The organism is Verrucosispora sp. WMMD703 (assembly GCF_049178935.1).
In the GTDB taxonomy this organism is placed as follows: Bacteria; Actinomycetota; Actinomycetes; order Mycobacteriales; family Micromonosporaceae; genus Micromonospora; species Micromonospora sediminimaris.
In genome coordinates, this window is sequence record NZ_JBMHMM010000004.1 from 688,672 (window position 1) to 713,155 (window position 24,484).

Sequence of the window (24,484 nt, forward strand, 5' to 3'; positions counted from 1 at the left end):
CCGCCGGTCGAGGTCAGCCGAGCGGTGCGGGCAGCGGCGCGGCGTGCAGCACGGACAGCCGGGACACCGCCCGGGTGAGCACCACGTACAGCCGGTTCAGGCCGCGTGACTCGGCGGTCGCGATGGCGGCCGGTTCGACCGCGATGACGTGGTCGTACTCCAGACCCTTGACCAGGGTCGCGGGCATCACCGTGACGCGCGCCCCGGCTGCCGGCCCGTCGGCGGTCGCGGTCTCCACCCCCGCCTCGGCCAGCGCCGCCCGCAGCCCGTCCACGGTGTCGTCGGCGGCGATGACGGCGATCGACCCTTCGTGCGTGAGCGCCGTCCGCACCTCGGCCACCGTCGCGGCCGCCAGATCGCTGACGGTACGCACCGCGAGCGCGCCGTCGCTGCGCAGCGACTCGGCCGGCGGCACGTCGACAGCCAGCGCCGGAAGCAGCCGGTTGGCGAAGGCCAGCACGGCGGCGGGCACCCGGAAACCGATGGTCAACGGCACCACCGTCGCGTCCGGCTTGCCCAGATGGCGCAGGCTGTCCCGCCAGTCGCTGGCGGCCCACGGCGCGGTGGCCTGCGCCAGGTCGCCGAGGAGCGTGAGCGAGCCGTGCTCACTGCGTCGGGCGATGACCCGGCACTGCATCGCTGAGAGGTCCTGGGCCTCGTCCACCACGACATGTCCGTAGCCGGCCGGTCGTTCGAGCAGGCCGGCCGCCTCGTCGACCAGCACGGCGTCGGCGGCCGTCCACCGGGTCGCCTTCGCCGTCCGCCCCAATCCGGTTCCGGTGGTGGTACGGCCGGACCCGGCACTGGTCAGCAGCCGCTGCTCGTCGGCACTGAGCAGGCCGTCAGCGGCCTGGGCGAGCCGGTCCGGCTCGGTGTACAGCGCGTGCAGCAGGCCGTCCGGCGTGAGCGCGGGCCACACGGCGTCCAGGAACCCGGCGACCGGCTTCGACCGGCTCATCCGGCGCAGCCACGCATCACTCGGCGACTCCGCGCGCCGCGCCTCGGCCTGCCGTTGCAGCAGTCCGACCACCCGGGCCCGGACCCGGTCCCGCCCGACGGCGTACGGCAGACGCTCCGCGCGGGTGTCCTGGACCAGCCGGTGCAGCGGCTCCAGTCCGATCCGCCAGCGGAACGAGCCGTCGGAGACGAGCACCGGTTCCGTCGGCTCGCCGACGTACGCGTCGACGGCCCGGCGCAGCACCTCGGCCATTCGGGCGTCGTGCTTGAGCGTGGCCACGACCGGCGGGTCCACCGCGCGTACCGGCACCCGGCCGACCAGGTCCTCCACGGTGGCCTGCTCCACCTCGACCTCACCGAGCGCGGGCAGCACCGCCGCGATGTAGCCGAGGAACGCCCGGTTCGGGCCCACGACCAGCACCTTCGACCGTCGTAGCCGTTCCCGGTGCAGGTAGAGCAGGTACGCCGCCCGGTGCAACCCGACGGCGGTCTTGCCGGTGCCCGGGGCACCCTGCACGCAGATCGAGTCGGCCAGGTCGGCCCGGACGAGTTCGTCCTGCTCGGGTTGGATGGTGGCGACGATGTCCCGCATCGGCCCGACCCGGGGACGCTCGATCTCGGCGGTGAGGATCCGGCTGGCCGTGCCGAGTTCCTCGCCCCGGTCCAGGTGCTCGTCCTCGAAGCTGGTCAGCTTGCCGTCGTTGAAACCGAACCGGCGGCGTACCGCCAGGCCCTGCGGATCGCGGGCACTTGCCCGGTAGAACGCGCGCGAGACCGGTGCCCGCCAGTCCAGCACCAACGGTTCGCCCTGCTCGTCGGTGACGTGCCGGCGGCCGACGTGGTAGCGGCGGCCGGCGTGTTCGGCATCCGCGTCGCCGAAGTCGAGCCGGCCGAAGAAGAGCGGCGTGCGCGGGTCGTCGGCCAGTTCGGCGACCCGCCGGGCAAGGTGCCGGCCGAGCTGCTCGGCGGTGTACGCGTCCCCGGCCACCTTGTCGCCGGTGGCGAAGAGCGCCTCGGCGCGTTCCCGCATCCGGTGCAGCGCCGCCCGCGAGCGGGTCAGGTGCGCCCGTTCGGCGGCCAGTTCGTCGTCCAGCGCGGGTGGCTGGGGGATTTTTTCGGCGTGCAGGCTCATCCACGGACTCCTCGACACGGGAAGAAGGCTGCCGCTCGCGTTTCCGACTCGTGGGTCGGCGCGGGGACGTCCGCTGCGGTGCTACTCACCCCGGCCGTCGGGCGGAACGAACAGCCTACTGGAGGGCGTGCCGTGGACAACCGGTTTTCTTCCCGGCCCAGGCAGCGGCGGGTGCGGGGTTGGCCACTTCCGCGACGTCCGGCTGAGCAGGTCACGGGCGGTGGGGATACGGTCGGGGCATGGTCGAGCGCCTCGCCCGCCCCCGCGTGGGGCACATCCAGTTCCTCAACTGCCTGCCCATCTACTGGGGGCTGATGCGCTCCGGTGCCCTGCTCGATGTCGATCTGCGCAAGGACTCGCCGGACCGGCTCAGCGCCCAACTCGTCGCCGGAGACCTGGACATCGGGCCGATCACCTTCGTCGAGTACCTGAAGCACGCCGACGAACTGCTGCTCCTGCCCGACCTGGCCGTGGGCAGCGACGGGCCGGTGCTGTCGGTCAATTTGGTGAGCACCCGGCCGTTGGCCGACCTCGACGGCGCACGGGTGGCGCTGGGCTCCACCTCGCGCACCGGAGTGCTGCTCGCCCAGTTGCTGCTGCGCGAGCGGTACGGGGTCCGCCCGGAGTACTTCAGGTGTCCGCCGGACCTGACCCAGATGCTGCTGGAGGCCGACGCCGCGGTGTTGATCGGCGACGTGGCGCTGCGGGCGATGTACGAGGCACCCCGGCAGGGGCTGACCGTGACCGACCTGGGTCAGGCGTGGCGGGAGTGGACCGGGCTGCCGATGGTCTTCGCCGTCTGGGCGGTCCGCCGTGACTTCGCCGCAGCGCATCCCGGGTTGGTCAAGGAGGTGCACGAGGCGTTCCTGCGCTCGCGCGACCTGTGCCTGGCCGAGCTGGACCAGGTCGCCGAGTCGGCCGCCCGGTGGGAGCCGTTCGACGCGAGCACGCTCGCGGAGTACTTCCGCGCCCTGGACTTCTCCCTCGGCGAACGTCAGGTCGCCGGCATCCGCGAGTTCGCCCGCCGCGCCGCCGCCCACGGCGAAACCCCGCCCCTGCCCCCCACCGGTCCCGCCTTCTTCACCCGCTGAGCCGCGGGTGCGGCAGGCTCACGGGCTGCTGGTGAGCAGGGCCTCGGTGATCTTCTCGCAGTTCTTCATGCCGTACTCGTAGCCCTTGTTGATCGGGTACTGGAGCATCACGCCCATCGTCCAGGTGTCGCCGATCGCCAGGCAGTTGACGTGCATCTCCTGCTCGCGGGTGCGGTCGACCCAGCCGTTCTTGATGGCGATCTTCTTCGCCTCGGCGGCCGGGAACGCCTTACGGATGCCGAAGTCGCCGGCACCGCGTACCTGACGCATCTCGCTGAGCAGCCACTTGGTCCACTTCGGGCCGGCGGCGGTGCCGTCGGCGATGCAGTTGCCGAGGCGGGCGGTGTCCCGGGGGGAGAGTTCGGTACGGCTCCAGCCGAGATCACTGGACACCTTGCTGTCGGTCAGCTCGCAGGTGGACAACAGCCGCTTGATCGAGGCCGACCGGCCGATCTGGGTGTAGAGCTGCTCGGTGCGGGTGTTGTCGCTGTCCCGGATGATCCGGGTCAGGTCGGCCAGCTTCGCGTCGCTCGGGGTCTGCCCGGCGTCGGCGGTACGGCGCAGGTAGTCCGCGACGATCCAGGCCTTGATCAGAGAGGCGGTGGTGCTGGTCTCATCCATGTCGTCCGAGCCGATGATCTCCCCCGAACGGCGGTCCAGCACGCTCCACGCGTACCAGCCGTCGATGTCCAGGTCGATCTCCTTCGCCTCGAACGGCAGCGGCTCGGGCTCCGGCGAGGGACTGGGCGACGGCGACGGCCGTGCGCTCCGGTCGGTCAGCGCGCCGTCCCGGGCCGCCGGTGACTCGCCGCGTCCCCACTGGGCGGCGGCCGTGGACTCGAAGGGCGACCCGGGCAGCAGGCGCAGCGACACCAGCACCAGCCCGATCAGTACGGCGGCGATGGCGATCAGACGCAGCGGCGATGTCTCGCCGTTGCGGCTGCGGCCGGCCATCAGAGCTTTCCGATCGGCTGCTGGGGCACCTTGAGGGCACCGCCGGGCTGCGGCGTCACCAACTGGCTCGCGACGCTCGCGCAGACGTCCGCCCCGTAGTCGAGCTCGCTCTGCCGGGGGTAGCGCAGCATCACCGCGAGGCTCCATTTCTCAGTCACGGCCAGGCAGTTGACGTGCCAGTTGCCGTCGTAGTTGAGGACGGTCCAGCCGTTCTTGATGCTGACCGGACCCTGACTGGTGATCGACTCCGGCAGGCCGTCGATGATGCCCCATCGGCCGCCGCCCTCTCGGGGCTTCTGGTCCTTGGCGGCGGTGCTGCCGCGAACCTTGCTCATCTCGGTGAGCAGCCACTTCGTCCACTTGGGTCCGGCGGCGGTGCCGTCGGCGATGCAGTCGCCGAGCCGTACCGCGTCGCGCGGGGACATCCGGGTGAAGCTCCACCAACCCTCGTAGCCCTTGACGTTGCCGGGCTTGGTATCGGTGAGGCCGCACAGCTTGATCGCCGCCTTGAGCACCGGACCGGGCTGCCCGTTCCCGGGCGCGCGGTAGGAACCGCCCGCGGCGGCGTAGACCTTGTTGGCCGCGTCGTCGTTGCTGTCCCGGATGGCCAGGCTGGCAGCCTTCTTCATCGACGCGGGCGGCTCCTTGTCGCCGAGCTGGCGCAGGTAGTCGGCGACGATCCAGGCCTTGAGCATCGACTCGGTCGAGCTCGTCGCGGCCATGTTCTTGGAGCCGGAGAGTTGGTCGGTCTCCCGGTCCAGCAGTGCCCAGGAGAAGAACTCGCCCTTGAAGTTCACCGAGACCTTGCCGGCGGCAAGGGTCGGCGGCGGCGGTGGCGCGGGTGTGGGCGCGGCGACGCTCTCCGGGCTGGCCTCCGCCTCGCCGGCCGAGAGTCGGGCGTAGGCGGCCGGCACCAGCATGACGCCGCCGAGCAGTACCGCCGTCGCGGCGAGCACCATGGTCACGCGAGGTCGCATGAGCGGGTGAGCTCCAGATGTCGGGGCCGGGGGGACCGGCTTGTTGCCAGGACTGACCGGTGCGGATCACCTGGGCCGGGGGAAGCGGCCTGAGCTGGCGATCGTCGTCAGCCGATCGGTGTGACGGGGGAAGTCTACGTGCGGATCGGCGTTATGCCAGGACTCGACACCGGGCAACTCGCCGTGAAGGCGGGATAACGAACCGCTATGCGGTCGTTGCGAGGATTTGTCGCTGATTCGTGACCTAATTCATAGTTACCTGCGCCACGGACGGCGAACAGGGGGTAACAGTAGGGTGCCTCGAATTTGTATGACACCCCCTGGCGTCTTCTACCCTCAGCTGTAACACTGGGGACATGTATGGCAATGACTTCCCGGGCGAGGACGCGCCCGGCGGCCTGCTCGGTGAGGTCGAGGCCGCAGAGGCGGCGTTGCGTGCGGCCGCGGAACGCGGCCGTGCCGCCGCCGAGCCGGGCAGCGACCTGGCCGCCTACTTCGCCGAGGTCGTCGACGCCGACCAGAAGATCGAGCCCCGTGACTGGATGCCGGAGGCGTACCGGCGGACGTTGATCCGGCAGATCGCCCAGCACGCCCACTCGGAGATCATCGGCATGCAGCCGGAGGGCAACTGGATCAGTCGCGCTCCCTCCCTCAAGCGCAAGGCGATCCTGCTGGCCAAGGTGCAGGACGAGGCCGGACACGGTCTCTACCTCTACGCCGCCGCCGAGACTCTCGGCGTGAGCCGGGACGAGCTGGTCGACCTGCTGCTCGACGGCCGGCAGAAGTACAGCTCGATCTTCAACTACCCCACGCTGAGCTGGGCCGACGTCGGCGCGATCGGTTGGTTGGTGGACGGTGCCGCGATCGTCAACCAGGTGCCGCTGTGCCGCTGTTCGTACGGCCCGTACGCCCGGGCCATGATCCGGGTCTGCAAGGAAGAGTCCTTCCATCAGCGTCAGGGCTACGAGATCCTGCACACCCTGGCGCACGGCACCGCGGCGCAGAAGGCGATGGCCCAGGACTCGGTGGACCGCTGGTGGTACCCCTCCCTGGCCATGTTCGGCCCACCCGACGGCGATTCCACCCACTCCGCGCAGTCGATGGCCTGGAAGATCAAGCGTTTCTCCAACGACGAGCTGCGCCAGCGCTTCGTGGACATGTGCGTCGGCCAGGCCGAAGCGCTCGGGTTGCGCCTTCCCGATCCGGAGCTGCGCTGGAACGACGAGCGCCAGGCGTACGACTTCACCCAGCCCGACTACGACGAGCTGATGCGGGTGATCAAGGGCAACGGGCCGTGCAACCGGCAGCGGATGGAGCACCGGCGCCGCGCGCACAGCGAGGGCGCCTGGGTGCGTGAGGCGGCCGCCGCGTACGCCGCCAAGCGTGCGGTGAAGGAAAAGGAGAAGGTGGCAGCGTGAGCCGGCAACACACCCCGCTCTGGGAGGTCTTCGTCCGGGCCCGGCGCGGGCTGGCGCACACCCACGTCGGCAGCCTGCACGCGCCCGACGCGGAACTGGCCCTGCGTAACGCCCGTGACCTCTACACCCGACGGCAGGAGGGCGTGTCGATCTGGGTGGTGCCGGCGAGCGCCATCACCGCCTCCAGCCCGGACGAGAAGGACGCCTTCTTCGACCCGGCCGCCGACAAGGTCTACCGCCACCCCACCTTCTACGAGGTACCCGACGGGGTGGCACACCTGTGAGCGAGCTCTTCCCCTTCACCCTCGCCCTCGGTGACGATGCGCTCATCGCGGCGCAGCGGCTGGCCGAGTGGAGCACCCGGGCGCCGGAGATGGAGGAGGACATCGCGCTGTCCAACATCGCCCTGGACCAGCTCGGTGCCGCCCGGCTCCTGCTGTCGTACGCGGGCGAGCTGGAGGGCGCCGGCCGGGACGAGGACGCGTTGGCGTACCTGCGCGACGACCGGGAGTTCCGCAACTGCCTGCTGGTCGAGCTGCCGAACGGTGACTTCGCGGTGACAATGGCGAAGCTACTCGTCTTGTCGGCGTACCAGGTGCCGCTCTACACCGCCCTGGCCGGCTGCCCGGACGAGCGGTTGGCCGCCATCGGCGGCAAGGCCCGCAAGGAGTCCGCGTACCACCTGGACCACGCCGCGCTGTGGGTGAGGCGGCTGGGCGACGGGACCGAGGAGTCGCACCGCCGGATGCAGGCCGGGATCGACCAGGTCTGGCCGTACGCCGACGAGTTGTTCGCCGCACGGCCGGACGCGCCGGTCGACCCGGCGACCCTGCGGTCCGAGTTCGACGACACCGTCACCGCCGTGCTAGCCGAGGCGACGCTCACCGTCCCGGAGGTCGGCTGGACGCCGGCCGGCGGGCGCGACGGGGTGCACACCGAACACCTGTCGTACCTGCTCGCGGAGATGCAGGTGGTGCATCGCGCCCACCCCGGGGCACGCTGGTGACGCGATGAGCAGAGCACGGCAGGCCGTGGCGGCGGTGGTGGATCCGGAGATCCGGGTGGTCACCATCGACGATCTCGGCATCCTCCGGTCGGTCCAGGAGGACCCGGCCACCGGCCGGGTGGTGGTGACGATCACCCCCACCTACACCGGCTGCCCGGCGATGGACGTCATCCGCGCCGACATCCGGCGCGCACTGGTCGCCGCCGGTCATCCGGACGCCGAGGTGCGTACGGTGCACAGCCCGGCCTGGAGCACCGACTGGATCAGCGACGCCGGACGGGCCAAGCTGGCCGCTGCCGGCATCGCCCCGCCCGCCCCGGTCCGGCGCGACGGCGTCGTTCCGCTCACCCTGGCGGTGCGCTGCCCACGCTGCGGGTCGCCGGAGACCGAGCAGCTCAGCCGCTTCGGCTCGACCGCGTGCAAGGCGCTGTGGCGTTGCCGCTCCTGCGCCGAACCCTTCGACCATGTGAAGGCCCTGTGACTGTCACCATCACCCACCCGGTCCGCCGCCGGCCGGTGTTCCACCCGCTGCCCGTCGTCGCCGTGGACCGGCTCACCGCCGACGCCGTCGCGATCACCTTCGGGGTGCCGGAGGAACTGCGCGAGACCTTCGCCTTCCGCGCCGGCCAGCACCTGACCGTACGGCTGCCGGCGGCAGCCGGTACGGCGGAGAGTGACGGCGGCGGGGACGTGCGTCGCTCGTACTCGATCTGCTCCACCCCGGCGGACCTGGCGCGGCACGGGCGGTTGCGGATCGGCGTGCGGGAGATCCCGGGCGGGGCCTTCTCCGGCTACGCCTGCGGGGCGCTGCGGCACGGCGACACCATCGAGGTGCTGCCGCCGCTGGGGCACTTCACCACCGCCTTCGCACCGGACCGGGCTCGCCGCTACGGTGCGGTGGTCGCCGGCTCGGGCATCACCCCGGTGCTGTCGCTGGTCGCCACCGCGCTGGCTGTCGAGCCGGCCAGCACCTTCACGCTGGTGTACGGCAACCGCACGGCCGGCAGCGTGATGTTCGCCGAGGAACTGGCAGACCTGAAGGACCGCTACCCGACCCGGCTGCACCTGGTGCATGTGCTCTCCCGCGAACAGGGCGATTCGCCGCTGCTGTCGGGGCGGATCGACGCAGAGCGGCTGGGTCGGCTGCTGGAGACCATCGTGCCCAGCGAGGTGATCGAGGAGTGGTTCCTCTGCGGCCCGTACGGACTGGTGGTGGACGCTCGTGCGGTGCTCACCGCGCGGGGTGTCGCGGAGTCGGCGGTGCACACCGAGCTGTTCCACGTCGACGCGCCGCCCGAGCCGGTGCGCCGGACGGACGACGCGTCCGGCGGTACCGACGTGACGATCATGCTCGACGGACGATCGTCGAGCTTCACCATGCGCCGCGACGAACGCGTGTTGGACGCGGCGCTGAAGGTCCGCGGCGAGCTGCCGTACGCCTGCAAGGGCGGGGTCTGCTCGACCTGCCGGGCCAAGGTCGTCTCCGGTGAGGTGGAGATGGCCCGCAACTACGCCCTGGAGCCCGACGAGGTGGCCGCCGGTTATGTGCTGACCTGCCAGTCCAGCCCGCTGACCGACACCCTCACCATCGACTACGACGCGTGACGCTTCGACTCGGCGGCCGTCATCAAGCTGCTCCGCCGGGAACCCCGGACTGATCGTGATCCGACCCGGGGCGGTATCTTGGTGGCTGCCAGGAGCAGTAGCTCTTTGGAAGTGGACCCGGCAGCCTTCCGGACGGTGGGTGGGCCGGGTTTCGCGTACTCACACCTCGTGTGCCTCATCGACCATGCGTTGCACGGCCGTCCGCCATCGTCCCCGCTTGGCCCAGCACCACGCCTGTGCAAATTGTCAACGGACCACGACATATCTTATGAGGATCTTGCGAACATGATTCCTGGTTGGGCAGGGGGATGGATCACAGGTCAAGTGCGCCGCTGAGAGCTGAGCGGGTGGTCGGCGTACCCTCGGGTACGTGACGGTGAATCGGGAGATCGACGACATCCTGCAGCGCGGTGCCGACGGCGGGCGGGTCACGCCCGAGGAGGCCCTGCTGCTTTACACCGACGCCCCCTTCCACGCCCTCGGCGAGGCGGCGGACGCGGTCCGTCGGCGGCGGTACCCGGACAACATCGTCACGTACCTGATCGACCGCAACATCAACTACACGAACGTCTGCGTGACGGCGTGCAAGTTCTGTGCCTTCTACCGGGCACCGAAGCACAAGGAAGGGTGGACCCACCCGACCGAGGAGATCCTGCGTCGCTGCGGCGAGGCGGTCGAGCTGGGCGCCACCCAGGTCATGCTCCAGGGCGGCCACCACCCGGACTACGGCGTGGAGTACTACGAGGAGCTGTTCTCCTCGGTGAAGAAGGCGTACCCGCAGCTGGCCATCCACTCGATCGGGCCGAGCGAGATCCTGCACATGGCGAAGGTCTCCGGGGTGAGCCTCGACGAGGCCATCGCCCGGATCAAGGCCGCCGGGCTCGACTCGATCGCCGGTGCGGGCGCCGAGATGCTGCCGCAGCGACCCCGCAAGGCGATCGCGCCGCTCAAGGAGTCGGGCGAGCGCTGGCTGGAGGTCATGGAACTCGCGCACCGGCAGGGCGTCGAGTCGACCGCCACGATGATGATGGGGACCGGCGAGACGGCCGCCGAGCGGATCGAGCACCTGCGGATGATCCGCGAGGTGCAGGATCGTACGCAGGGCTTCCGGGCCTTCATCCCGTGGACGTACCAGCCGGAGAACAACCACCTCAAGGGCCGCACCCAGGCGACGACCCTGGAGTACCTGCGGCTGGTGGCGGTGGCCCGGCTGTTCTTCGAAACCGTGCCGCACCTGCAAGCGTCCTGGCTGACCACCGGCAAGGACGTCGGTCAGCTGGCGCTGCACATGGGTGTGGACGACCTCGGCTCGATCATGCTGGAAGAGAACGTCATCTCCTCGGCGGGCGCCCGACACCGGTCCAACCTGCACGAGCTGATCGGGATGATCCGTTCCGCCGGCCGGATCCCCGCTCAGCGCGACACGCTCTACAACAGACTGGCCGTGCACCACACGCCCGACGACGACCCGAGCGACGACCGGGTGGTCTCGCACTTCTCGTCGATCGCCCTGCCCGGCGGCGGTGCCGGCCGTTCGCTGCCCCTGGTCCAGGCAACCTGACCGACGCCCAACCCGACCAGTCGAACCGACGCCGATCGGCACCCTGCACCGCCCGCCCCTTCCGCTCGACGGGACGCGCGACTTGCGGCATGTTGGCCCTTCCGGTCGAGGGGATGGCGCGAGTTGCGGCATCTCGTGTCTCCGGGCGGTGGGGACGCGCGAGCTTGCGGCGTACCGGATCGGCCCGGGGCGGCGGGCGGCGGGGCGCAGCGAGTTGCGGCATGTTGGCCCATCCGGTCGTCGGGAGGCCGCGAGTTGCGGCATCTCGGGCCCTCGTCGGGCGGGCGGCGTCGTCGGGTGGGGTGCCCAGCGGGCGAGGGATCACTATGGGTCACTGTGGTTCGGGCGTTGCGTCACAGTGGTGGCTCGATTGGTTGTCAGCCGAACGGCTCAGGTGGATCATCCATCCGGTTTGAAGCGTCGGGCCGCTCCGGCCATGCGCCCAGGCGTGACCAGGTAGCAAGGCCCATCAATCCGGACAATCCTTAAGTTGCCATTAGCTGAGCAGCTTGTGGCGGGTGTGATGCAGGGTGGCGCGGGTGATCGCTGACCGCTAACGTCCCCGCCCGTACGTTTCCTTTACCCCACGGGGGAGACACCTCAGATGATTTTCCGTAACCGGGCTGCCGCGTATCTGGGTGCCGGTGCCGCCGGTGTCCTCGCGGCCGGCAGCTTCGCCGCGCCGGCTCTGGCGGACGACACCGCGGATCTCGCCATCAAGGCGACCGGCACCACCATCGCGGTCGGCGCACCGGGCAAGGACGCCAGCGTCTCGCTGCTCAACAAGAGCAAGGTCGACGCCAAGAACGTGCTCGTCGCCCTCGACATCAGCAAGCTGAAGACCGACCTCGTCGACATCGACGAGAGCGGCTGCAACCCGCGCGAGGACGGCTGGATCCTCTGTGGCATCGAGGGTGACACCATCCGTGCCGGCGAGGACGTCGACTGGTTCTTCCCGTTGACCCGCAAGGGCGCCGAGGTCGGCTCGGCCGGCTCCATCACCGCGGTGATCCTGCACGGCGGCCCGGACCCGGACGAGTCCGACAACGCCGTGACCGTGGACGTCAAGGTCGAGGGCACCGGGCCGGACCTGACCGTCGTCGCCGACGACGTCCGCAAGGCCGTCAAGGTCGAGGGCGGCACGATCACCGAGGTCGGCGACCTGTACGCGGGCAACACCGGTCAGCTGATCTACGGTGCCTTCAACCAGGGTGACCAGGCTGCCAGGGGTCTCCGCATCGAGGTGCAGCTGCCCAAGGGCGCAACCTTCGCCGAGAAGGAGCCGGACTGCACCTACAACGCCGCGATGACCTCGCTGACCTGCGAGTACACCAAGGCTGTCCTCATCCCGACCGCGCAGGACAAGGACGGTGACGACCTCTACTCCGGTGCTCGCTTCTACAACCTGGTGAAGGTCGCCGACGGTGTGAAGCCGAGCAGCCTGACCGGTGGCAAGGTCACCATCGAATCGCTGGGCGCGCAGGAGGCCCCCAGCGCCCTCCGGACCGCCGCCACCTCGGCTCTGCCGGAGAACGCCACCGGCGTCGCGGGCAACGACGTCGACCCGAGCGACAACACCGACGACTTCGCGGTTGTCGTGGCCGCCAAGGGCGGCACCGGTGGTGGCGACGGTGACGGCCCCGGCCTGCCGGTCACCGGTGTGCAGGTTGGCCTGATCGGCGGCGTCGGCGCGGCCGTGCTGGCCGCCGGTGTGGCCATGTTCCTGGTTTCCCGCCGTCGCCGGGTGGTCCTGGTGACCCCGGGTGACGAGAAGACGAACGCCTGAGGTTCGTCCTCTATCGGCCCGCGCGGGCCGTTCACATAACGCACGGCAGTGAGGGCGGGATGGGTGACCATCCCGCCCTCACTGTGTCGCTCGACCCTGGGCGGGCCGCCGTCCACCGGGCTGGCAGAGTGAAGGGGTGAGCCGTACCCCGCAGGGCCAGCGCGCCAGTCTGGACAAGCAGCCGCACGAGGTCGCCGCGATGTTCGACGGTGTCGCGGCCCGTTACGACCTGACCAACACCGTCCTGTCGTTCGGTCAGGACCGGTTCTGGCGACGGGCCACCCGTGCCGCGCTCGACCTGCGACCCGGCGACCGGGTGCTGGACGTGGGCGCGGGCACCGGTGTCTCCACCGAGGAACTCGCCCAGTCCGGGGCGTACGCGGTCGGGGCGGACCTGTCCCTCGGCATGCTGTACGCCGGCAAGCGCACCCGCCCGCAGGTGCCGTTGCTGGCCGGAGATGCGCTGCGGTTGCCCTTCGCCGACGCCAGCTTCGACGCGGTGACCATCTCCTTCGCCCTGCGCAACGTCAACGACACCGACGCCGCGCTGGCTGAGCTGGCCCGGGTGACCCGTCCGGGCGGCCGGCTGGTGATCTGCGAGTTCAGCACCCCGGTCAATCCCGCGTTCCGCACCGTGTACCTGTCGTACCTGATGCGTTCCCTGCCGGCCGTGGCCCGGACGGTCTCCAGCAACCCTGACGCGTACGTCTATCTTGCCGAGTCGATCCGGGCCTGGCCGGACCAGCCGGCGCTGGCGGCGCGGGTGGCCGCCGCGGGCTGGGGCCGGGTGGCGTGGCGCAACCTGACCGGCGGCGTGGTGGCCCTGCACCGCGCGGTCCGGACGTGAGCGCTACTTACCCTGTGCCTGTCGCGCCAGGGTAATACCGCCATTTAGGGAAATAAGGCGATTATGTTGCCTTTGCGGCTTAGGCTGGCCGACATGACGGATCCGAAGAATGTGGCCATAGGAGATGCCGCGGAGCTGGTCGAGCAGCTCAGGGGCCTGGCCGGAGCGGATCCCGCCGACGTCCGCCAGGTGGTGACCGAGGTGCTCGCGGCCCTGGACCGGGCCGCCGGTGGCACCTTGCGTGAGCAACTGCCGGAGACCATCCGCGCCAGCCTGGACGGCGCCGCATCGGCGCGTCCCTGAGTGCTGCGCAGCGAGAGCTGACCGGCAGGAGCCCGCTCTGGTGACCGGGGCCCTTTCCCGCGTCCAGCAGGTTAGGTCGACCTAACAAGGCGAGCTTACGGTGCCGGTCATAGACTCGTCCCGGCTGGCTTGTGAAGCATTTCACGAGCAGGGCGGGGAGGAGGCGCTAATGACCGCGGTGGAGAACGACGCCGACGTGATCGTCGTGGGCGCCGGTCCCGGTGGTTCGGCGACCGCGTACCACCTGGCTCGGCACGGCGTACGCGTGCTGCTGCTGGAGAAGACCGAGTTCCCCCGGGAGAAGGTCTGCGGCGACGGGCTGACCCCGCGTGCCGTGCGGCAGTTGATCCGGATGGGGGTGGACACCTCCCCCGAGGCCGGCTGGCTGCACAACCGCGGCCTGCGAGTGATCGGCGGCGGCGTCCGGCTGGAACTGGACTGGCCGGATCTGGCCAGCTTCCCGAACTACGGCCTGGTGCGCACCCGACTCGACTTCGACGACCTGCTCGCCCAGCGCGCGGTGTCGGCCGGTGCCAAGCTGCGTACCAGCGTGAACGTCATCGGCCCGGTGTTGGACGGCGACGGCCGGGTGATCGGGGTGCAGGGCGAGGACGGGCCGGACAAGGCACCCGTCACCTTCCACGCCCCGCTGGTGGTGGCTGCGGACGGTGTCTCGGGCCGGTTCCCGCTCGCCCTCGGGCTGGCCAAGCGGGAGGACCGCCCGATCGGTGTCGCCGTCCGGCGCTACTACCGGTCCGAGGCCCGCCACGACGACGACTACCTGGAGTCCTGGCTGGAGTTGCGGGCCAAGGGCACCAACGAACTGCTGCCCGGGTACGGCTGGATCTTCGGCCTCGGTGACGGCCGGGTCAACGTGGGGCTCGGCATCCTCAACTCGTCCTCGGCGTTCGGCAAGACGAACTACCGGCGGCTGCTCACCGACTGGCTGGCCAACACGCCGCCGGAGTGGGGGATGACCGACGAGGCAAACGCCGAGGGTTCGATCCTCGGTGCCGCGCTGCCGATGGGTTTCAACCGGGTGCCGCACTACACCCGGGGGGTCATGCTCGTCGGCGACTCGGGCGGCATGGTGAACCCGTTCAACGGCGAGGGCATCGCGTACGCGATGGAGTCCGGTGAACTGGCCGCGGAGGTCGCGGTCCAGGCGCTCGCCCGGCCGGCCGGTGCCGAGCGGGAGCGGGCCCTGATGGCGTACCCGCAGGAGCTGAAGACCCGGTTCGGCGGCTACTACCGGCTGGGCGGGGTCTTCGTGAAGCTGATCGGCCGTCCGGAGATCATGCGGGTGGCGACCAAGCACGGCATGCCCCACCCCACGCTCATGCGTTTCGTGCTCAAGCTGCTGGCCAACCTCACCGACCCGCGCGGCGGTGACGCAATGGACCGGGTGATCAATGCGATGACCCGGGTCGCGCCCGCCGTGTAGGGGCGCGGAGCAGGCAAGGTCCACCCCCGCCGAAGGGCGCGGGGTGGGATGTGAATAGTGTGAATTTCGCCAACCACCGAGGGCAGGGAAGGACGAGCAGGAGAAAACATGTCGCTCTCGCCTTACGTACCCATCATCGGGCTGTTCGCCCTCGCCGCGGGTTTCGCGCTGTTCTCGATAGCCGCCGCCCGGTTCGCCGGCCCCCACCGCTACAACAAGGCCAAGCTCGAAGCCTACGAGTGTGGCATCGAGCCTAGCCCGCAGCCGATCGGCGGTAGCCGGTTTCCGGTCAAGTTCTACCTGACGGCGATGCTCTTCATCGTCTTCGACGTGGAGATGATCTTCCTGTACCCGTGGGCTGTCTCCTTCGACATCCTGCCGGTCTTCGGGTTCGTCGCCATGTTGGTGTTCATCGGTGCCGTCTTCGTCGCGTACGCCTACGAGTGGCGACGCGGCGGCCTGGACTGGGACTGAGGGAGGAACGGCTATGGGTATCGAGGAGAAACTTCCCGCTGGCGTCCTGCTCACCTCGGTGGAGAAGCTGGTCAACTGGTCGCGCAAGTCGTCGGTCTGGGGCGCCACGTTCGGCCTGGCCTGCTGCGCGATCGAGATGATGGCCGCCGGTGGTCCGCACTACGACATGGGCCGGTGGGGCATGGAGGTCTTCCGGGCCTCGCCCCGGCAGGCCGACCTGATGATCGTCGCCGGCCGGGTGAGTCAGAAGATGGCCCCGGTGCTGCGCCAGATCTACGACCAGATGGCCGAGCCCCGCTGGGTGCTCTCCATGGGCGTCTGCGCCAGCAGCGGCGGCATGTTCAACAACTACGCCATCGTGCAGGGCGTCGACCACGTCGTACCTGTCGACATGTACCTCCCGGGCTGTCCGCCCCGGCCGGAGATGCTCATCGACGCGATCCTCAAGCTGCGCGAGAAGATCGGCCACGAGCCGCTCGGCCCGAACGGCCGCAAGATGCTGGCGGCCCGCGAGGCGCGCGGTGACGTGCCGGTGGTGCCGTACGGCTCGATGCCGTCGTCGTACCGCAGCGACAAGGCCCGGCGGGCCGAGTGGACGAAGGCCGTCCGCGAGGGCCGCGAGGAGCAGCTGCGGATCGAGAACTGGATGAAGGCCCAGAACCACCTCCACCCGTACGGGGGGATCAAGTGACTGACGACAAGCCCACCACCGGCGGCGTGCCGGTTCCGGTGCCGCCGGCCGGCGCGACGAGTGGCGCCCCCGCCGAGTTCCCGCCGGCCGCACCCGCCGGCCGGGGCATGTTCGGCAACCAGGGCAGCGGCGACGTCTCCGGGTTCGGCGGACTGGTCCGGCAGCACCACACGGTCGAGGACTCACCGCGGCCGTACGGCGGCTACTTCGACGAGGTCCGGGACGCGCTGGAGGAGGCGTACCCGGCGTTCGGCGAGGCGATCGAGAAGGTCGTGGTCGACCGGGGCGAGCTGACCCTGCACATCCGCCCGGAGCGGATCGCCGAGGTCTGCCAGGTGATGCGGGACGATCCGGCGCTGCGTTTCGAGCTGTGCTCGTCGGTGTCCGGCGTGGACTACCTGGGTGCCGATGCCCGCCGGCTGCACGTCGTCTACCAGCTCACCTCGATGACCTACCGGCGGCGGGTCCGGCTGGAGGCCGCCGTCAGCGTCGAGGAGCCCCACCTGCCCAGCGTCACAGCCGTCTACCCGACCGCCGACTGGCAGGAGCGGGAGACGTACGACATGTTCGGCGTCGTCTTCGACGGCCACCCGGCGCTGACCCGCATTCTCATGCCGGACGACTGGGAGGGTCACCCGCAGCGCAAGGACTACCCCCTCGGCGGCGTGCCCGTGGAGTACAAGGGTGCCGAGATCCCGCCGCCCGACAAGCGGAGGTCTTACCAATGACCACGTCGAACTACGCCACCGAGCGCGAGACGACCGAGGGCCGCGTCTTCACGGTCACCGGCGGGGACTGGGACGACGTCGTCTCCGGCGTCGACCCGATCAACGAGGGTCGGATCGTCGTCAACATGGGCCCCCAGCACCCGTCCACGCACGGTGTGCTCCGGTTGATCCTGGAGCTGGAGGGCGAGACGGTCCGGGAGGCCCGCTCGGTCGTCGGCTACCTGCACACCGGCATCGAGAAGAACCTGGAGTACCGCAACTGGGTGCAGGGTTCGACCTTCGTGACCCGGATGGACTACCTCTCCCCGCTGTTCAACGAGACGGCGTACTCGCTGGCCGTGGAGAAGCTGCTCGGCATCGAGGAGCAGATCACCGAGCGGGCCACCACCATCCGGGTGCTCATGATGGAGCTGAACCGGATCTCCTCGCACCTGGTCTGGCTGGCCACCACGGCGATGGAGCTGGGCGCGATCAACATGATGCTCTACGGCTTCCGGGAGCGCGAGTACATCCTGGAGATCTTCGAGCTGATCACTGGTCTGCGGATGAACCACGCGTACGTCCGGCCGGGCGGCGTCGCTCAGGACGTGCCGGACGAGGCGATCGTCAAGATCCGCGACTTCCTCAAGCTCATGCCGAAGCGGCTCAAGGAGTACGAGGACCTGCTCTCCGGGCAGCCGATCTGGCTGGAGCGGACGCAGAACGTCGCGGTGCTGGACGTGACCGGCTGTGTGGCGCTCGGCGTCACCGGGCCGGTGCTGCGCTCGGCTGGGCTGGCCTGGGACCTGCGCAAGACGATGCCGTACTGCGGCTACGAGACGTACGAGTTCGACGTGCCGACCCACTCCGACGGCGACGTGTGGGGCCGCTACCTGGTTCGGAACGCGGAGATCCGCGAGTCGCTCAAGCTGGTGGAGCAGGCGCTCGACCGGCTCAAGCCGGGGCCGGTGATGGTGGCCGACAAGAAGATCGCCTGGCCGGCGCAGCTGGCCATCGGCGTCGACGGCATGGGCAACTCGCTGGAGCACGTCGCGAAGATCATGGGCCAGTCGATGGAGTCCCTCATCCACCACTTCAAGCTGGTGACGGAGGGCTTCCGGGTGCCTCCGGGTCAGGTGTACGTCGGCGTCGAGTCGCCGCGCGGCGAGTTGGGCGTGCACGCGGTCTCCGACGGCGGGACCCGGCCGTACCGGGTGCACTACCGGGAGCCGAGCTTCGTCAACCTCCAGGCGCTGCCGGCGATGGCCGAAGGCGGCCTGATCGCCGACGTGATCGCCGGCGGCGCCTCGCTGGACCCCGTCATGGGAGGTTGTGACCGGTGACTGTCTTCACTGACGAGACGCGGACCAGGGCTCGGGAGATCATCGCCCGCTACCCGGCGGACCGGTCCCGCTCGGCCCTGCTGCCGCTGCTGCACCTCGTGCAGGCCGAGGAGGGTTACGTCTCCCCGGCCGGCGTGGCGTTCTGCGCCGAGGTGCTCGGCCTGAACAAGGCCCAGGTCGGCGCGGTGGCCAGCTTCTACACGATGTACAAGCGCCGCCCCACCGGTGACTGGCTGGTCAGCGTCTGTACCAACACCATGTGCAACGTGCTCGGTGGCCAGGAGGTCTACGACACGCTCACCGAGCACCTGGGCGTCGGGCACGACGAGACCACCGCCGACGGCAAGATCACCCTGGAGCACGCCGAGTGCCTCGCCGCCTGCGACTACGGCCCGGTGATGACCGTCAACTACGACTTCTTCGACGGCGTCGACCCGCAGACCGCGGTCGGGGTGGTCGACGAGCTGCGCGCCGGTGGGCGGCCCACGCCGAGCCGGGGTGCCCGGCTGTGCACGTTGAAGGAGATGGCGGTCCAGCTCGCCGGCTTCGCCGACGAGCGGGAGGGCGCCGTCGCCGACGGGGTGCCGGGCGAGCCGACCCTGCGCGGTCTGCGACTGGCCCAGCAGCACGGCATCTCGGCACCGGGCTTCGACCCGAACACCCCGATCCGCAGCGGCAAGGCGGGCGACAAGCCCGCCCCGGCCACCCCGGCGAAGGCCGCCCCGACCGGCAGCACCGCGCCCGACGTACCGGCGCCGGACCGCAAGTCGCCGCAGGTGCGTACCGCCGAGACCCGGCAGCCGGACGCCAAGACCGCAGTGCCGGACGCGCCCGGCACCAAGGTCCCCGTCGACGGGCAGCCGCCCGCGGCGGGCGACGCCCGGGCTGCGGAGGCCGCCGGTGCGGCGGCCAACAAGCCGGCGGGCGACGGCAAGCCGGCCGGTGACGACACCGGGGCGCAGGAGCGCAACCTCAGGGAAGCGGAGTCCACCGGCGACAGCCAGGACTCCGCGCACGACAAGGGGGCTCAGAAGTGACCACGCCTGCGCCGGAGACCCTGGCCAAGTTGACGCCCGTGCTCACCAAGCGCTGGCTGTCCCCGGACGCCTGGCGGCTCGACACCTACGAGAAGCTGGACGGCTACGCGGCGCTGCGTAAGGCGATCAAGGCGCACCCGGACGACCTGATCCAGTTGGTGAAGGATTCCGGGCTGCGCGGTCGCGGCGGCGCCGGCTTCCCCACCGGTCTCAAGTGGGGCTTCATCCCGCAGGGCGACGGTAAGCCGCACTACCTCGTGGTCAACGCCGACGAGGGTGAGCCCGGCACCTGCAAGGACCTGCCGTTGATGACGCACGACCCGCACTCGCTGGTCGAGGGGGTCATCATCGCCTCGTACGCGATCCGGGCCAACCGCGCCTACATCTACATCCGGGGCGAGGCGGTGCACGCCGCCCGCCGGCTGCGCAACGCGGTGAACGAGGCGTACGCCAAGGGCTACCTGGGTCGCGACATCCTCGGCTCCGGCTTCGACCTGGACCTGGTGGTCCACTCGGGTGCCGGCGCGTACATCTGCGGGGAGGAGACGGCGCTACTGGACTCCCTGGAGGGCTTCCGTGGTCAGCCCCGGTTGCGTCCGCCGTTCCCGGCCACCCACGGGTTGTACGCCAGCCCCACCGTGGTCAACAACGTGGGCACCATCGCCAGCGTGCCGTACATCGTGCTCGGCGGCGCGGACTGGTGGAAGTCGATGGGCACCGAGAAGTCGGCCGGCCCGATGATCTACTCGCTCTCCGGCCGGATCGCCAACCCCGGCCAGTACGAGTGCGGCCTCGGCATCACGCTGCGGGAGCTGATCGAGCTGGCCGGCGGGATGCAGCCGGGCCACAACCTGAAGTTCTGGACGCCGGGCGGGTCGTCGACGCCGCTGCTCACCGCCGAGCACCTGGACGTGCCGCTGGACTTCGAGGGGGTAGCCGCCGCCGGGTCGATCCTCGGCACCACCGCCACGCAGATCTTCTCCGACCAGGACTGCCCGGTCTACGCGACCTACCGGTGGCTGGAGTTCTACCACCACGAGTCGTGCGGAAAGTGCACCCCGTGCCGGGAGGGCAACTACTGGATGGTCCGGGTCTACCGGCGCATCCTCGCCGGTCAGGGCACCCAGGACGACCTGGACACCCTGCTCGACACCTGTGACAACATCCTCGGCCGCTCGTTCTGCGGTCTGGGTGACGGTGCCACCAGCCCGGTGACCTCGTCGCTGAAGTACTTCAAGCAGGACTACCTCGACTACATCGAGGGACGTACCGCGCCGAAGTTGTCCGACAAGCAGTTGGTGGGAGCCCACTAATGACGGACGTTGCCAAGCCGACCGAGACGGTCACCCTCACCATCGACGGCGTCGAGGTCACCGCCCCCAAGGGAGCGCTGCTGATCCGGGTCGCCGAGCAGATGGGCACCGAGATCCCCCGGTTCTGCGACCACCCGCTGCTGGCTCCGGCCGGCGCCTGCCGGCAGTGCCTGGTGGAGGTGGAGGGGCAGCGCAAGCCCGTCGCCTCCTGCACCCAGACGGTCGCCGACGGCATGGTGGTCCGCACCCAGCTCACCTCTCCGGTCGCCAAGAAGGCGCAGGAGGGGATCATGGAGCTGCTGCTGGTGAATCACCCGCTCGACTGCCCGATGTGTGACAAGGGCGGCGAGTGCCCGCTGCAGAACCAGGCGATGTCGACAGGTCGCACCGACTCCCGGTTCCACGAGCACAAGCGGGAGTACCCGAAGCCGCTGCCGATCAGCACCCAGGTCCTGCTCGACCGCGAGCGGTGCGTGCTCTGCCAGCGGTGCACCCGGTTCTCCGAGGAGATCGCGGGCGACAAGTTCATCGACCTGATGAACCGCTCCTCCGCCGAGGAAATCAACATCTACCGGGACGAGGACTACGGGACCGAGGGCGAGGACGGCGACGTCCCGTTCAACTCGTACTTCTCCGGCAACACCGTGCAGATCTGCCCGGTCGGCGCGCTCACCGGCACCCAGTACCGCTTCCGCGCCCGCCCGTTCGACCTGGTTTCCAGCCCGAGCGTGTGCGAGCACTGCTCAGCCGGCTGTGCCCAGCGCACCGACTGGCGGCGGGGCAAGGTGCAGCGCCGACTGGCCGGGGACGACCCGCAGGTCAACGAGGAGTGGAACTGCGACAAGGGGCGCTGGGGCTTCCAGTACGCCCGCGCCGCCGACCGGCTCACCACCCCGCTGGTGCGCGACGAGCACACCGGCGAGCTGCGGGAGGCGTCCTGGAGTGAGGCGCTCAGCGTGGCCGCCGAAGGGCTGCGCGCCGCCCGGGACACCGGCCAGGGCGCCGCGGTGCTCACCGGTGGTCGGCTGACCGTCGAGGACGCGTACGCGTACGCCAAGTTCGCCCGGGTCGCGTTGCACACCAACGACATCGACTTCCGGGCCCGCCCGGTCTCCCGCGAGGAGGCCGACTTCCTGGCCAGCACGGTCGCCGGCAGCACCGAGGTCACCTACACCGACGTCGAGAACGCACCGGCGGTGGTGCTGGTCGGCTTGGAGCCGGAGGAGGAGTGCCCGATCCTCTTCCTGCGGCTGCGCAAGGCGTACCTGAAGAACAAGCTGAAGGTGTACGCGATCGCCCCGTTCGCGACCCGTGGCCTGGAGAAGCTCGGCGCCAAGCTGGCCCGGGTGGTGCCGGGCGAGGAGGCCGGGGTGCTCGCCGAGCACGCCACCGTCGCCGAGGCGCTCAGCGCCGAAGGGGCGATCCTGATCGTCGGCGAGCGGCTGGCCACCGTTCCGGGTGGACTCTCCGCCGCCGCCGAGGTGGCCGCGCGCACCGGGGCGAAGCTGGCCTGGGTGCCGCGACGCGCGGGTGACCGCGGTGCCGTCGACACCGGTTGCCTGCCCAACCTGCTGCCCGGCGGTCGCCTGGTCACCGAGCCGGGCGCGCGTGCCGAGCTGGGCGAGGCGTGGGACATCCCCGCCGGGGTGATCCCGAGTCAGGCCGGCCGGGACACCGACGGCATCCTCGCTGCCGCCGCCGGAGGCCAGGTCAGCGCGCTGGTGGTGGCCGGGGTGGATCCGGCCGACCTGGCCGATCCGCGCCTGGCCGAGCAGGCCCTGGACGCGGTGCCGTTCCTGGTCAGCCTGGAGCTGCGGGCCAGCGCGGTCACCCGTCGGGCGAACGTGGTCCTGCCGGTCGCACCGGTGGTCGAGAAGGCCGGCAGCTTCCTGGACTGGGAGGGCCGGCTGCGTCCGTTCGACGCGGTGCTGGACACCGCCGCGATGACCGACGGTCGGGTGCTCGACGCGCTCGCCGCCCAGCTGGACGTACGGCTGGGCACCGGGGACGTGCTGACCGTCCGGCGTGAGCTGGGCAGCCTGCCGGTGACCCGTGCTGAGCGCCCGGCCGCGCCCACGGTGCAGCCGGGCTCGGTGCCGCAGCCGGGCGCCGGTGAGGCGGTGCTGGCGACCTGGCATCAGCTGATCGACCTGGGCAGCCTCACCGACGGCGACGAGCACCTGGGTGGCACCGCCCGCCCGCCGGTGATCCGGCTGGGCAAGGGCAGCGCGGAGGCGCTCGGTGTGGCCGACGGTGACCCGGTGACGGTGGGTACCGACCGGGGTGCGGTGACCCTGCCGGCGGCGATCACCGAGATGCCGGACGGTGTGGTCTGGCTACCCACCAACTCGCCCGGCTCGACGGTGCGGCGCAGCCTCGGCGCGACCTCCGGCGCGATGGTGCGGATCTCCGCGCCCGGCGTGACGGAGCCGGTCGCCGCCGACGCGGCCGACCGTCCGGGCCCGCTCCTCAACTCCTCCGGGGGTGTCGCATGAACGTCATCGCCCAGGCGCCGTCGCTGAGCGACTTCGGCCACGACCCGTGGTGGCTGGTCCTCGGCAAGATCGTCTTCGCCTTCGTGGTGGCTCTGCTCGGCACCCTGCTCGGCGTCTGGTTCGAGCGGCGGGTGGTGGGGCGGATGGCCGTCCGCCCCGGCCCCAACCAGCTCGGTCCGTTCGGTCTGCTGCAGACCCTCGCCGACGGCCTGAAGATGGCCTTCAAGGAGGACATCCTCCCGAAGTCGGCGGACAAGGTCATCTACTTCTTCGCCCCGGCCATCTCGGTGATCTGCGCGGTCACCGCGCTGTCGGTGATCCCGTTCGGCCCGATGGTGAGCATCTTCGGCCACCAGACGCCGTTGCAGGTCACCGACGTGCCGGTGGCGGTGCTCGTGGTGCTCGCTCTCTCCTCGATGGCGGTCTACGGCATCGTGCTCGCCGGCTGGGCGTCCGGCTCGACCTACCCGCTGCTCGGCGGCCTGCGGTCCGCCGCCCAGCTGATCTCGTACGAGGTGGCGCTGGGGCTGTCCATCGTGGCGGTGTTCATGCTCGCCGGCACGATGTCCACGAGCGAGATCGTGGCCGCCCAGGGCAGCACGACCGAGCTGACCCTGTTCGGCGCCGACATCCAGACGCCGGGCTGGTACGCGCTGCTGCTCTTCCCGAGCTTCATCGTCTTCTTCATCTCCATCGTCGGTGAGACCAACCGGCCGCCGTTCGACCTGCCGGAGGCGGAGTCGGAGCTGGTGGCCGGCTTCATGACCGAGTACAGCTCGCTCAAGTTCGCGCTGATCATGCTCAGCGAGTACGTCGCGATGGTGACCATGTCGGCCTTCACCGTGACGCTCTTCCTGGGCGGCTGGCACGCACCGTGGCCGATCACCATATGGTCCGGGGCCAACTCCGGTTGGTGGCCGATGCTCTGGTTCTTCGGCAAGGTCATCCTGCTGGTCTTCGTCTTCGTCTGGCTGCGCGGCACGCTGCCCCGGCTGCGGTACGACCAGCTGATGCGCTTCGGCTGGAAGGTGCTCATCCCGATCAGCCTGGTCTGGATCGTGATCCTCGCCGGCCTGCGCACCATCGACGACTGGGACACCCAGAGCCGGATGTACGCCATCGGCATCCCGGCCGGCATCGTGCTGCTCGCCGCGCTGTTCTGGCCGAGCCGCAAGGCGGCACCGAAGCCGACCCTCGCCGAGCAGGTCGACAACCGGCCCCCGGGCAGCTTCCCGCTGCCCCCGCTGGATCTGCAGGTACCACCGAGCCCGCGTACCCGGCGCATGGTCGCCGAGCGGGAGCCGGCCAACGCCCCCGCCGGCCAGGACTCTGAGGAGGTGTGA

Annotated in this window: 22 protein-coding genes; 19 read left to right on the plus strand and 3 right to left on the minus strand. The window is 70.4% G+C overall.

Features of this window, described 5'->3' with window-relative positions; translation table 11 throughout:
• Positions 1 to 13: 13 nt before the first annotated feature.
• The gene (locus tag ACN26Z_RS03835; protein ID WP_282240342.1) at positions 14 to 2,089 is read right to left on the minus strand and encodes a HelD family protein; all 2,076 of its coding nucleotides are present in this window, start codon (positions 2,087 to 2,089) and stop codon (positions 14 to 16) included.
• Between the two features lie 239 nt (positions 2,090 to 2,328).
• Here ACN26Z_RS03835 and ACN26Z_RS03840 point away from each other — a divergent pair, with 239 nt between their 5' ends.
• Complete coding sequence (locus tag ACN26Z_RS03840; RefSeq protein ID WP_210940005.1) at positions 2,329 to 3,180, plus strand: menaquinone biosynthetic enzyme MqnA/MqnD family protein; 852 nt, start codon at positions 2,329 to 2,331, stop codon at positions 3,178 to 3,180.
• 18 nt (positions 3,181 to 3,198) lie between these two features.
• Here ACN26Z_RS03840 and ACN26Z_RS03845 read toward each other — a convergent pair whose 3' ends face one another.
• A complete protein-coding gene (locus tag ACN26Z_RS03845) occupies positions 3,199 to 4,134 on the minus strand; it encodes a serine hydrolase (RefSeq protein WP_282240341.1) in 936 nt (311 codons plus the stop codon).
• On the minus strand, positions 4,134 to 5,111 hold the full coding sequence (locus tag ACN26Z_RS03850; RefSeq protein WP_421459875.1) for a hypothetical protein: 978 nt from the start codon (positions 5,109 to 5,111) through the stop codon (positions 4,134 to 4,136). The genes ACN26Z_RS03845 and ACN26Z_RS03850 overlap by 1 nt, the downstream gene beginning before the upstream one ends.
• Positions 5,112 to 5,467: 356 nt before the next feature.
• Here ACN26Z_RS03850 and paaA point away from each other — a divergent pair, with 356 nt between their 5' ends.
• The 18 genes from paaA to nuoH all read left to right on the plus strand — a co-directional run bounded on the left by paaA (position 5,468) and on the right by nuoH (position 24,484).
• Positions 5,468 to 6,529, plus strand: a complete 1,062-nt coding sequence (gene paaA / locus ACN26Z_RS03855) for a 1,2-phenylacetyl-CoA epoxidase subunit PaaA (RefSeq protein ID WP_093404001.1) — start codon at positions 5,468 to 5,470, stop codon at positions 6,527 to 6,529.
• Positions 6,526 to 6,813: a 1,2-phenylacetyl-CoA epoxidase subunit PaaB gene (paaB, locus tag ACN26Z_RS03860; protein WP_093404003.1), complete on the plus strand. Its 288-nt coding sequence runs from the start codon at positions 6,526 to 6,528 to the stop codon at positions 6,811 to 6,813. The genes paaA and paaB overlap by 4 nt, the downstream gene beginning before the upstream one ends.
• On the plus strand, positions 6,810 to 7,535 hold the full coding sequence (paaC, locus tag ACN26Z_RS03865; protein ID WP_421459878.1) for a 1,2-phenylacetyl-CoA epoxidase subunit PaaC: 726 nt from the start codon (positions 6,810 to 6,812) through the stop codon (positions 7,533 to 7,535). The genes paaB and paaC overlap by 4 nt, the downstream gene beginning before the upstream one ends.
• Positions 7,536 to 7,539: 4 nt before the next feature.
• Entirely contained in the window at positions 7,540 to 8,016 is a 477-nt protein-coding gene (paaD, locus tag ACN26Z_RS03870; protein ID WP_093404007.1) for a 1,2-phenylacetyl-CoA epoxidase subunit PaaD, read from the plus strand.
• Positions 8,013 to 9,140, plus strand: coding sequence for a 1,2-phenylacetyl-CoA epoxidase subunit PaaE (paaE, locus tag ACN26Z_RS03875; protein WP_421459881.1), 1,128 nt, complete (start codon positions 8,013 to 8,015; stop codon positions 9,138 to 9,140). The genes paaD and paaE overlap by 4 nt, the downstream gene beginning before the upstream one ends.
• A 370-nt stretch (positions 9,141 to 9,510) precedes the next feature.
• On the plus strand, positions 9,511 to 10,701 hold the full coding sequence (gene mqnC, locus ACN26Z_RS03880; RefSeq protein ID WP_282240337.1) for a cyclic dehypoxanthinyl futalosine synthase: 1,191 nt from the start codon (positions 9,511 to 9,513) through the stop codon (positions 10,699 to 10,701).
• Between the two features lie 604 nt (positions 10,702 to 11,305).
• Positions 11,306 to 12,487 (plus strand): cell wall anchor protein, encoded by a 1,182-nt coding sequence (locus tag ACN26Z_RS03885; RefSeq protein ID WP_282240336.1) that lies wholly within the window; start codon positions 11,306 to 11,308, stop codon positions 12,485 to 12,487.
• Positions 12,488 to 12,623: 136 nt separating this feature from the next.
• Positions 12,624 to 13,334, plus strand: coding sequence for a demethylmenaquinone methyltransferase (locus ACN26Z_RS03890; protein ID WP_093404015.1), 711 nt, complete (start codon positions 12,624 to 12,626; stop codon positions 13,332 to 13,334).
• A 93-nt stretch (positions 13,335 to 13,427) separates the two neighbouring features.
• On the plus strand, positions 13,428 to 13,637 hold the full coding sequence (locus tag ACN26Z_RS03895; protein ID WP_093404016.1) for a hypothetical protein: 210 nt from the start codon (positions 13,428 to 13,430) through the stop codon (positions 13,635 to 13,637).
• A gap of 169 nt (positions 13,638 to 13,806) precedes the next feature.
• Positions 13,807 to 15,081 carry a geranylgeranyl reductase family protein gene (locus tag ACN26Z_RS03900; RefSeq protein ID WP_282240335.1) on the plus strand — a complete coding sequence of 425 codons (1,275 nt, stop codon included), beginning with the start codon at positions 13,807 to 13,809 and terminating at the stop codon, positions 15,079 to 15,081.
• Positions 15,082 to 15,189: 108 nt separating this feature from the next.
• Positions 15,190 to 15,555, plus strand: a complete 366-nt coding sequence (locus ACN26Z_RS03905) for an NADH-quinone oxidoreductase subunit A (RefSeq protein ID WP_093404019.1) — start codon at positions 15,190 to 15,192, stop codon at positions 15,553 to 15,555.
• A gap of 13 nt (positions 15,556 to 15,568) precedes the next feature.
• On the plus strand, positions 15,569 to 16,246 hold the full coding sequence (locus ACN26Z_RS03910) for a NuoB/complex I 20 kDa subunit family protein (protein WP_093404021.1): 678 nt from the start codon (positions 15,569 to 15,571) through the stop codon (positions 16,244 to 16,246).
• Positions 16,243 to 16,974, plus strand: coding sequence for an NADH-quinone oxidoreductase subunit C (locus tag ACN26Z_RS03915; protein WP_093404022.1), 732 nt, complete (start codon positions 16,243 to 16,245; stop codon positions 16,972 to 16,974). Before ACN26Z_RS03910 ends, ACN26Z_RS03915 begins: the two co-directional genes overlap by 4 nt.
• Positions 16,971 to 18,296, plus strand: a complete 1,326-nt coding sequence (locus ACN26Z_RS03920) for an NADH-quinone oxidoreductase subunit D (RefSeq protein ID WP_093404024.1) — start codon at positions 16,971 to 16,973, stop codon at positions 18,294 to 18,296. The genes ACN26Z_RS03915 and ACN26Z_RS03920 overlap by 4 nt, the downstream gene beginning before the upstream one ends.
• Positions 18,293 to 19,333 (plus strand): NADH-quinone oxidoreductase subunit NuoE, encoded by a 1,041-nt coding sequence (gene nuoE, locus ACN26Z_RS03925; protein ID WP_282240334.1) that lies wholly within the window; start codon positions 18,293 to 18,295, stop codon positions 19,331 to 19,333. The genes ACN26Z_RS03920 and nuoE overlap by 4 nt, the downstream gene beginning before the upstream one ends.
• Complete coding sequence (gene nuoF, locus ACN26Z_RS03930) at positions 19,330 to 20,646, plus strand: NADH-quinone oxidoreductase subunit NuoF (protein WP_093404027.1); 1,317 nt, start codon at positions 19,330 to 19,332, stop codon at positions 20,644 to 20,646. Before nuoE ends, nuoF begins: the two co-directional genes overlap by 4 nt.
• Complete coding sequence (locus ACN26Z_RS03935) at positions 20,646 to 23,141, plus strand: NADH-quinone oxidoreductase subunit G (RefSeq protein WP_421459885.1); 2,496 nt, start codon at positions 20,646 to 20,648, stop codon at positions 23,139 to 23,141. The genes nuoF and ACN26Z_RS03935 overlap by 1 nt, the downstream gene beginning before the upstream one ends.
• Positions 23,138 to 24,484 carry an NADH-quinone oxidoreductase subunit NuoH gene (nuoH, locus tag ACN26Z_RS03940; protein ID WP_282240331.1) on the plus strand — a complete coding sequence of 449 codons (1,347 nt, stop codon included), beginning with the start codon at positions 23,138 to 23,140 and terminating at the stop codon, positions 24,482 to 24,484. Before ACN26Z_RS03935 ends, nuoH begins: the two co-directional genes overlap by 4 nt.

What these genes read in the sequence shown, in the direction of transcription:
- ACN26Z_RS03835 (WP_282240342.1), bottom strand. Translation starts at nt 2,089, where the DNA reads ATGAGCCTGCACGCCGAAAAAATCCCCCAGCCACCCGCGCTGGACGAC.
- ACN26Z_RS03840 (WP_210940005.1), top strand. Translation starts at nt 2,329, where the DNA reads ATGGTCGAGCGCCTCGCCCGCCCCCGCGTGGGGCACATCCAGTTCCTC.
- ACN26Z_RS03845 (WP_282240341.1), bottom strand. Translation starts at nt 4,134, where the DNA reads ATGGCCGGCCGCAGCCGCAACGGCGAGACATCGCCGCTGCGTCTGATC.
- ACN26Z_RS03850 (WP_421459875.1), bottom strand. Translation starts at nt 5,111, where the DNA reads ATGCGACCTCGCGTGACCATGGTGCTCGCCGCGACGGCGGTACTGCTC.
- paaA (WP_093404001.1), top strand. Translation starts at nt 5,468, where the DNA reads ATGTATGGCAATGACTTCCCGGGCGAGGACGCGCCCGGCGGCCTGCTC.
- paaD (WP_093404007.1), top strand. Translation starts at nt 7,540, where the DNA reads ATGAGCAGAGCACGGCAGGCCGTGGCGGCGGTGGTGGATCCGGAGATC.
- ACN26Z_RS03885 (WP_282240336.1), top strand. Translation starts at nt 11,306, where the DNA reads ATGATTTTCCGTAACCGGGCTGCCGCGTATCTGGGTGCCGGTGCCGCC.
- ACN26Z_RS03895 (WP_093404016.1), top strand. Translation starts at nt 13,428, where the DNA reads ATGACGGATCCGAAGAATGTGGCCATAGGAGATGCCGCGGAGCTGGTC.
- ACN26Z_RS03900 (WP_282240335.1), top strand. Translation starts at nt 13,807, where the DNA reads ATGACCGCGGTGGAGAACGACGCCGACGTGATCGTCGTGGGCGCCGGT.
- ACN26Z_RS03905 (WP_093404019.1), top strand. Translation starts at nt 15,190, where the DNA reads ATGTCGCTCTCGCCTTACGTACCCATCATCGGGCTGTTCGCCCTCGCC.
- ACN26Z_RS03910 (WP_093404021.1), top strand. Translation starts at nt 15,569, where the DNA reads ATGGGTATCGAGGAGAAACTTCCCGCTGGCGTCCTGCTCACCTCGGTG.
- ACN26Z_RS03920 (WP_093404024.1), top strand. Translation starts at nt 16,971, where the DNA reads ATGACCACGTCGAACTACGCCACCGAGCGCGAGACGACCGAGGGCCGC.
- ACN26Z_RS03935 (WP_421459885.1), top strand. Translation starts at nt 20,646, where the DNA reads ATGACGGACGTTGCCAAGCCGACCGAGACGGTCACCCTCACCATCGAC.
- nuoH (WP_282240331.1), top strand. Translation starts at nt 23,138, where the DNA reads ATGAACGTCATCGCCCAGGCGCCGTCGCTGAGCGACTTCGGCCACGAC.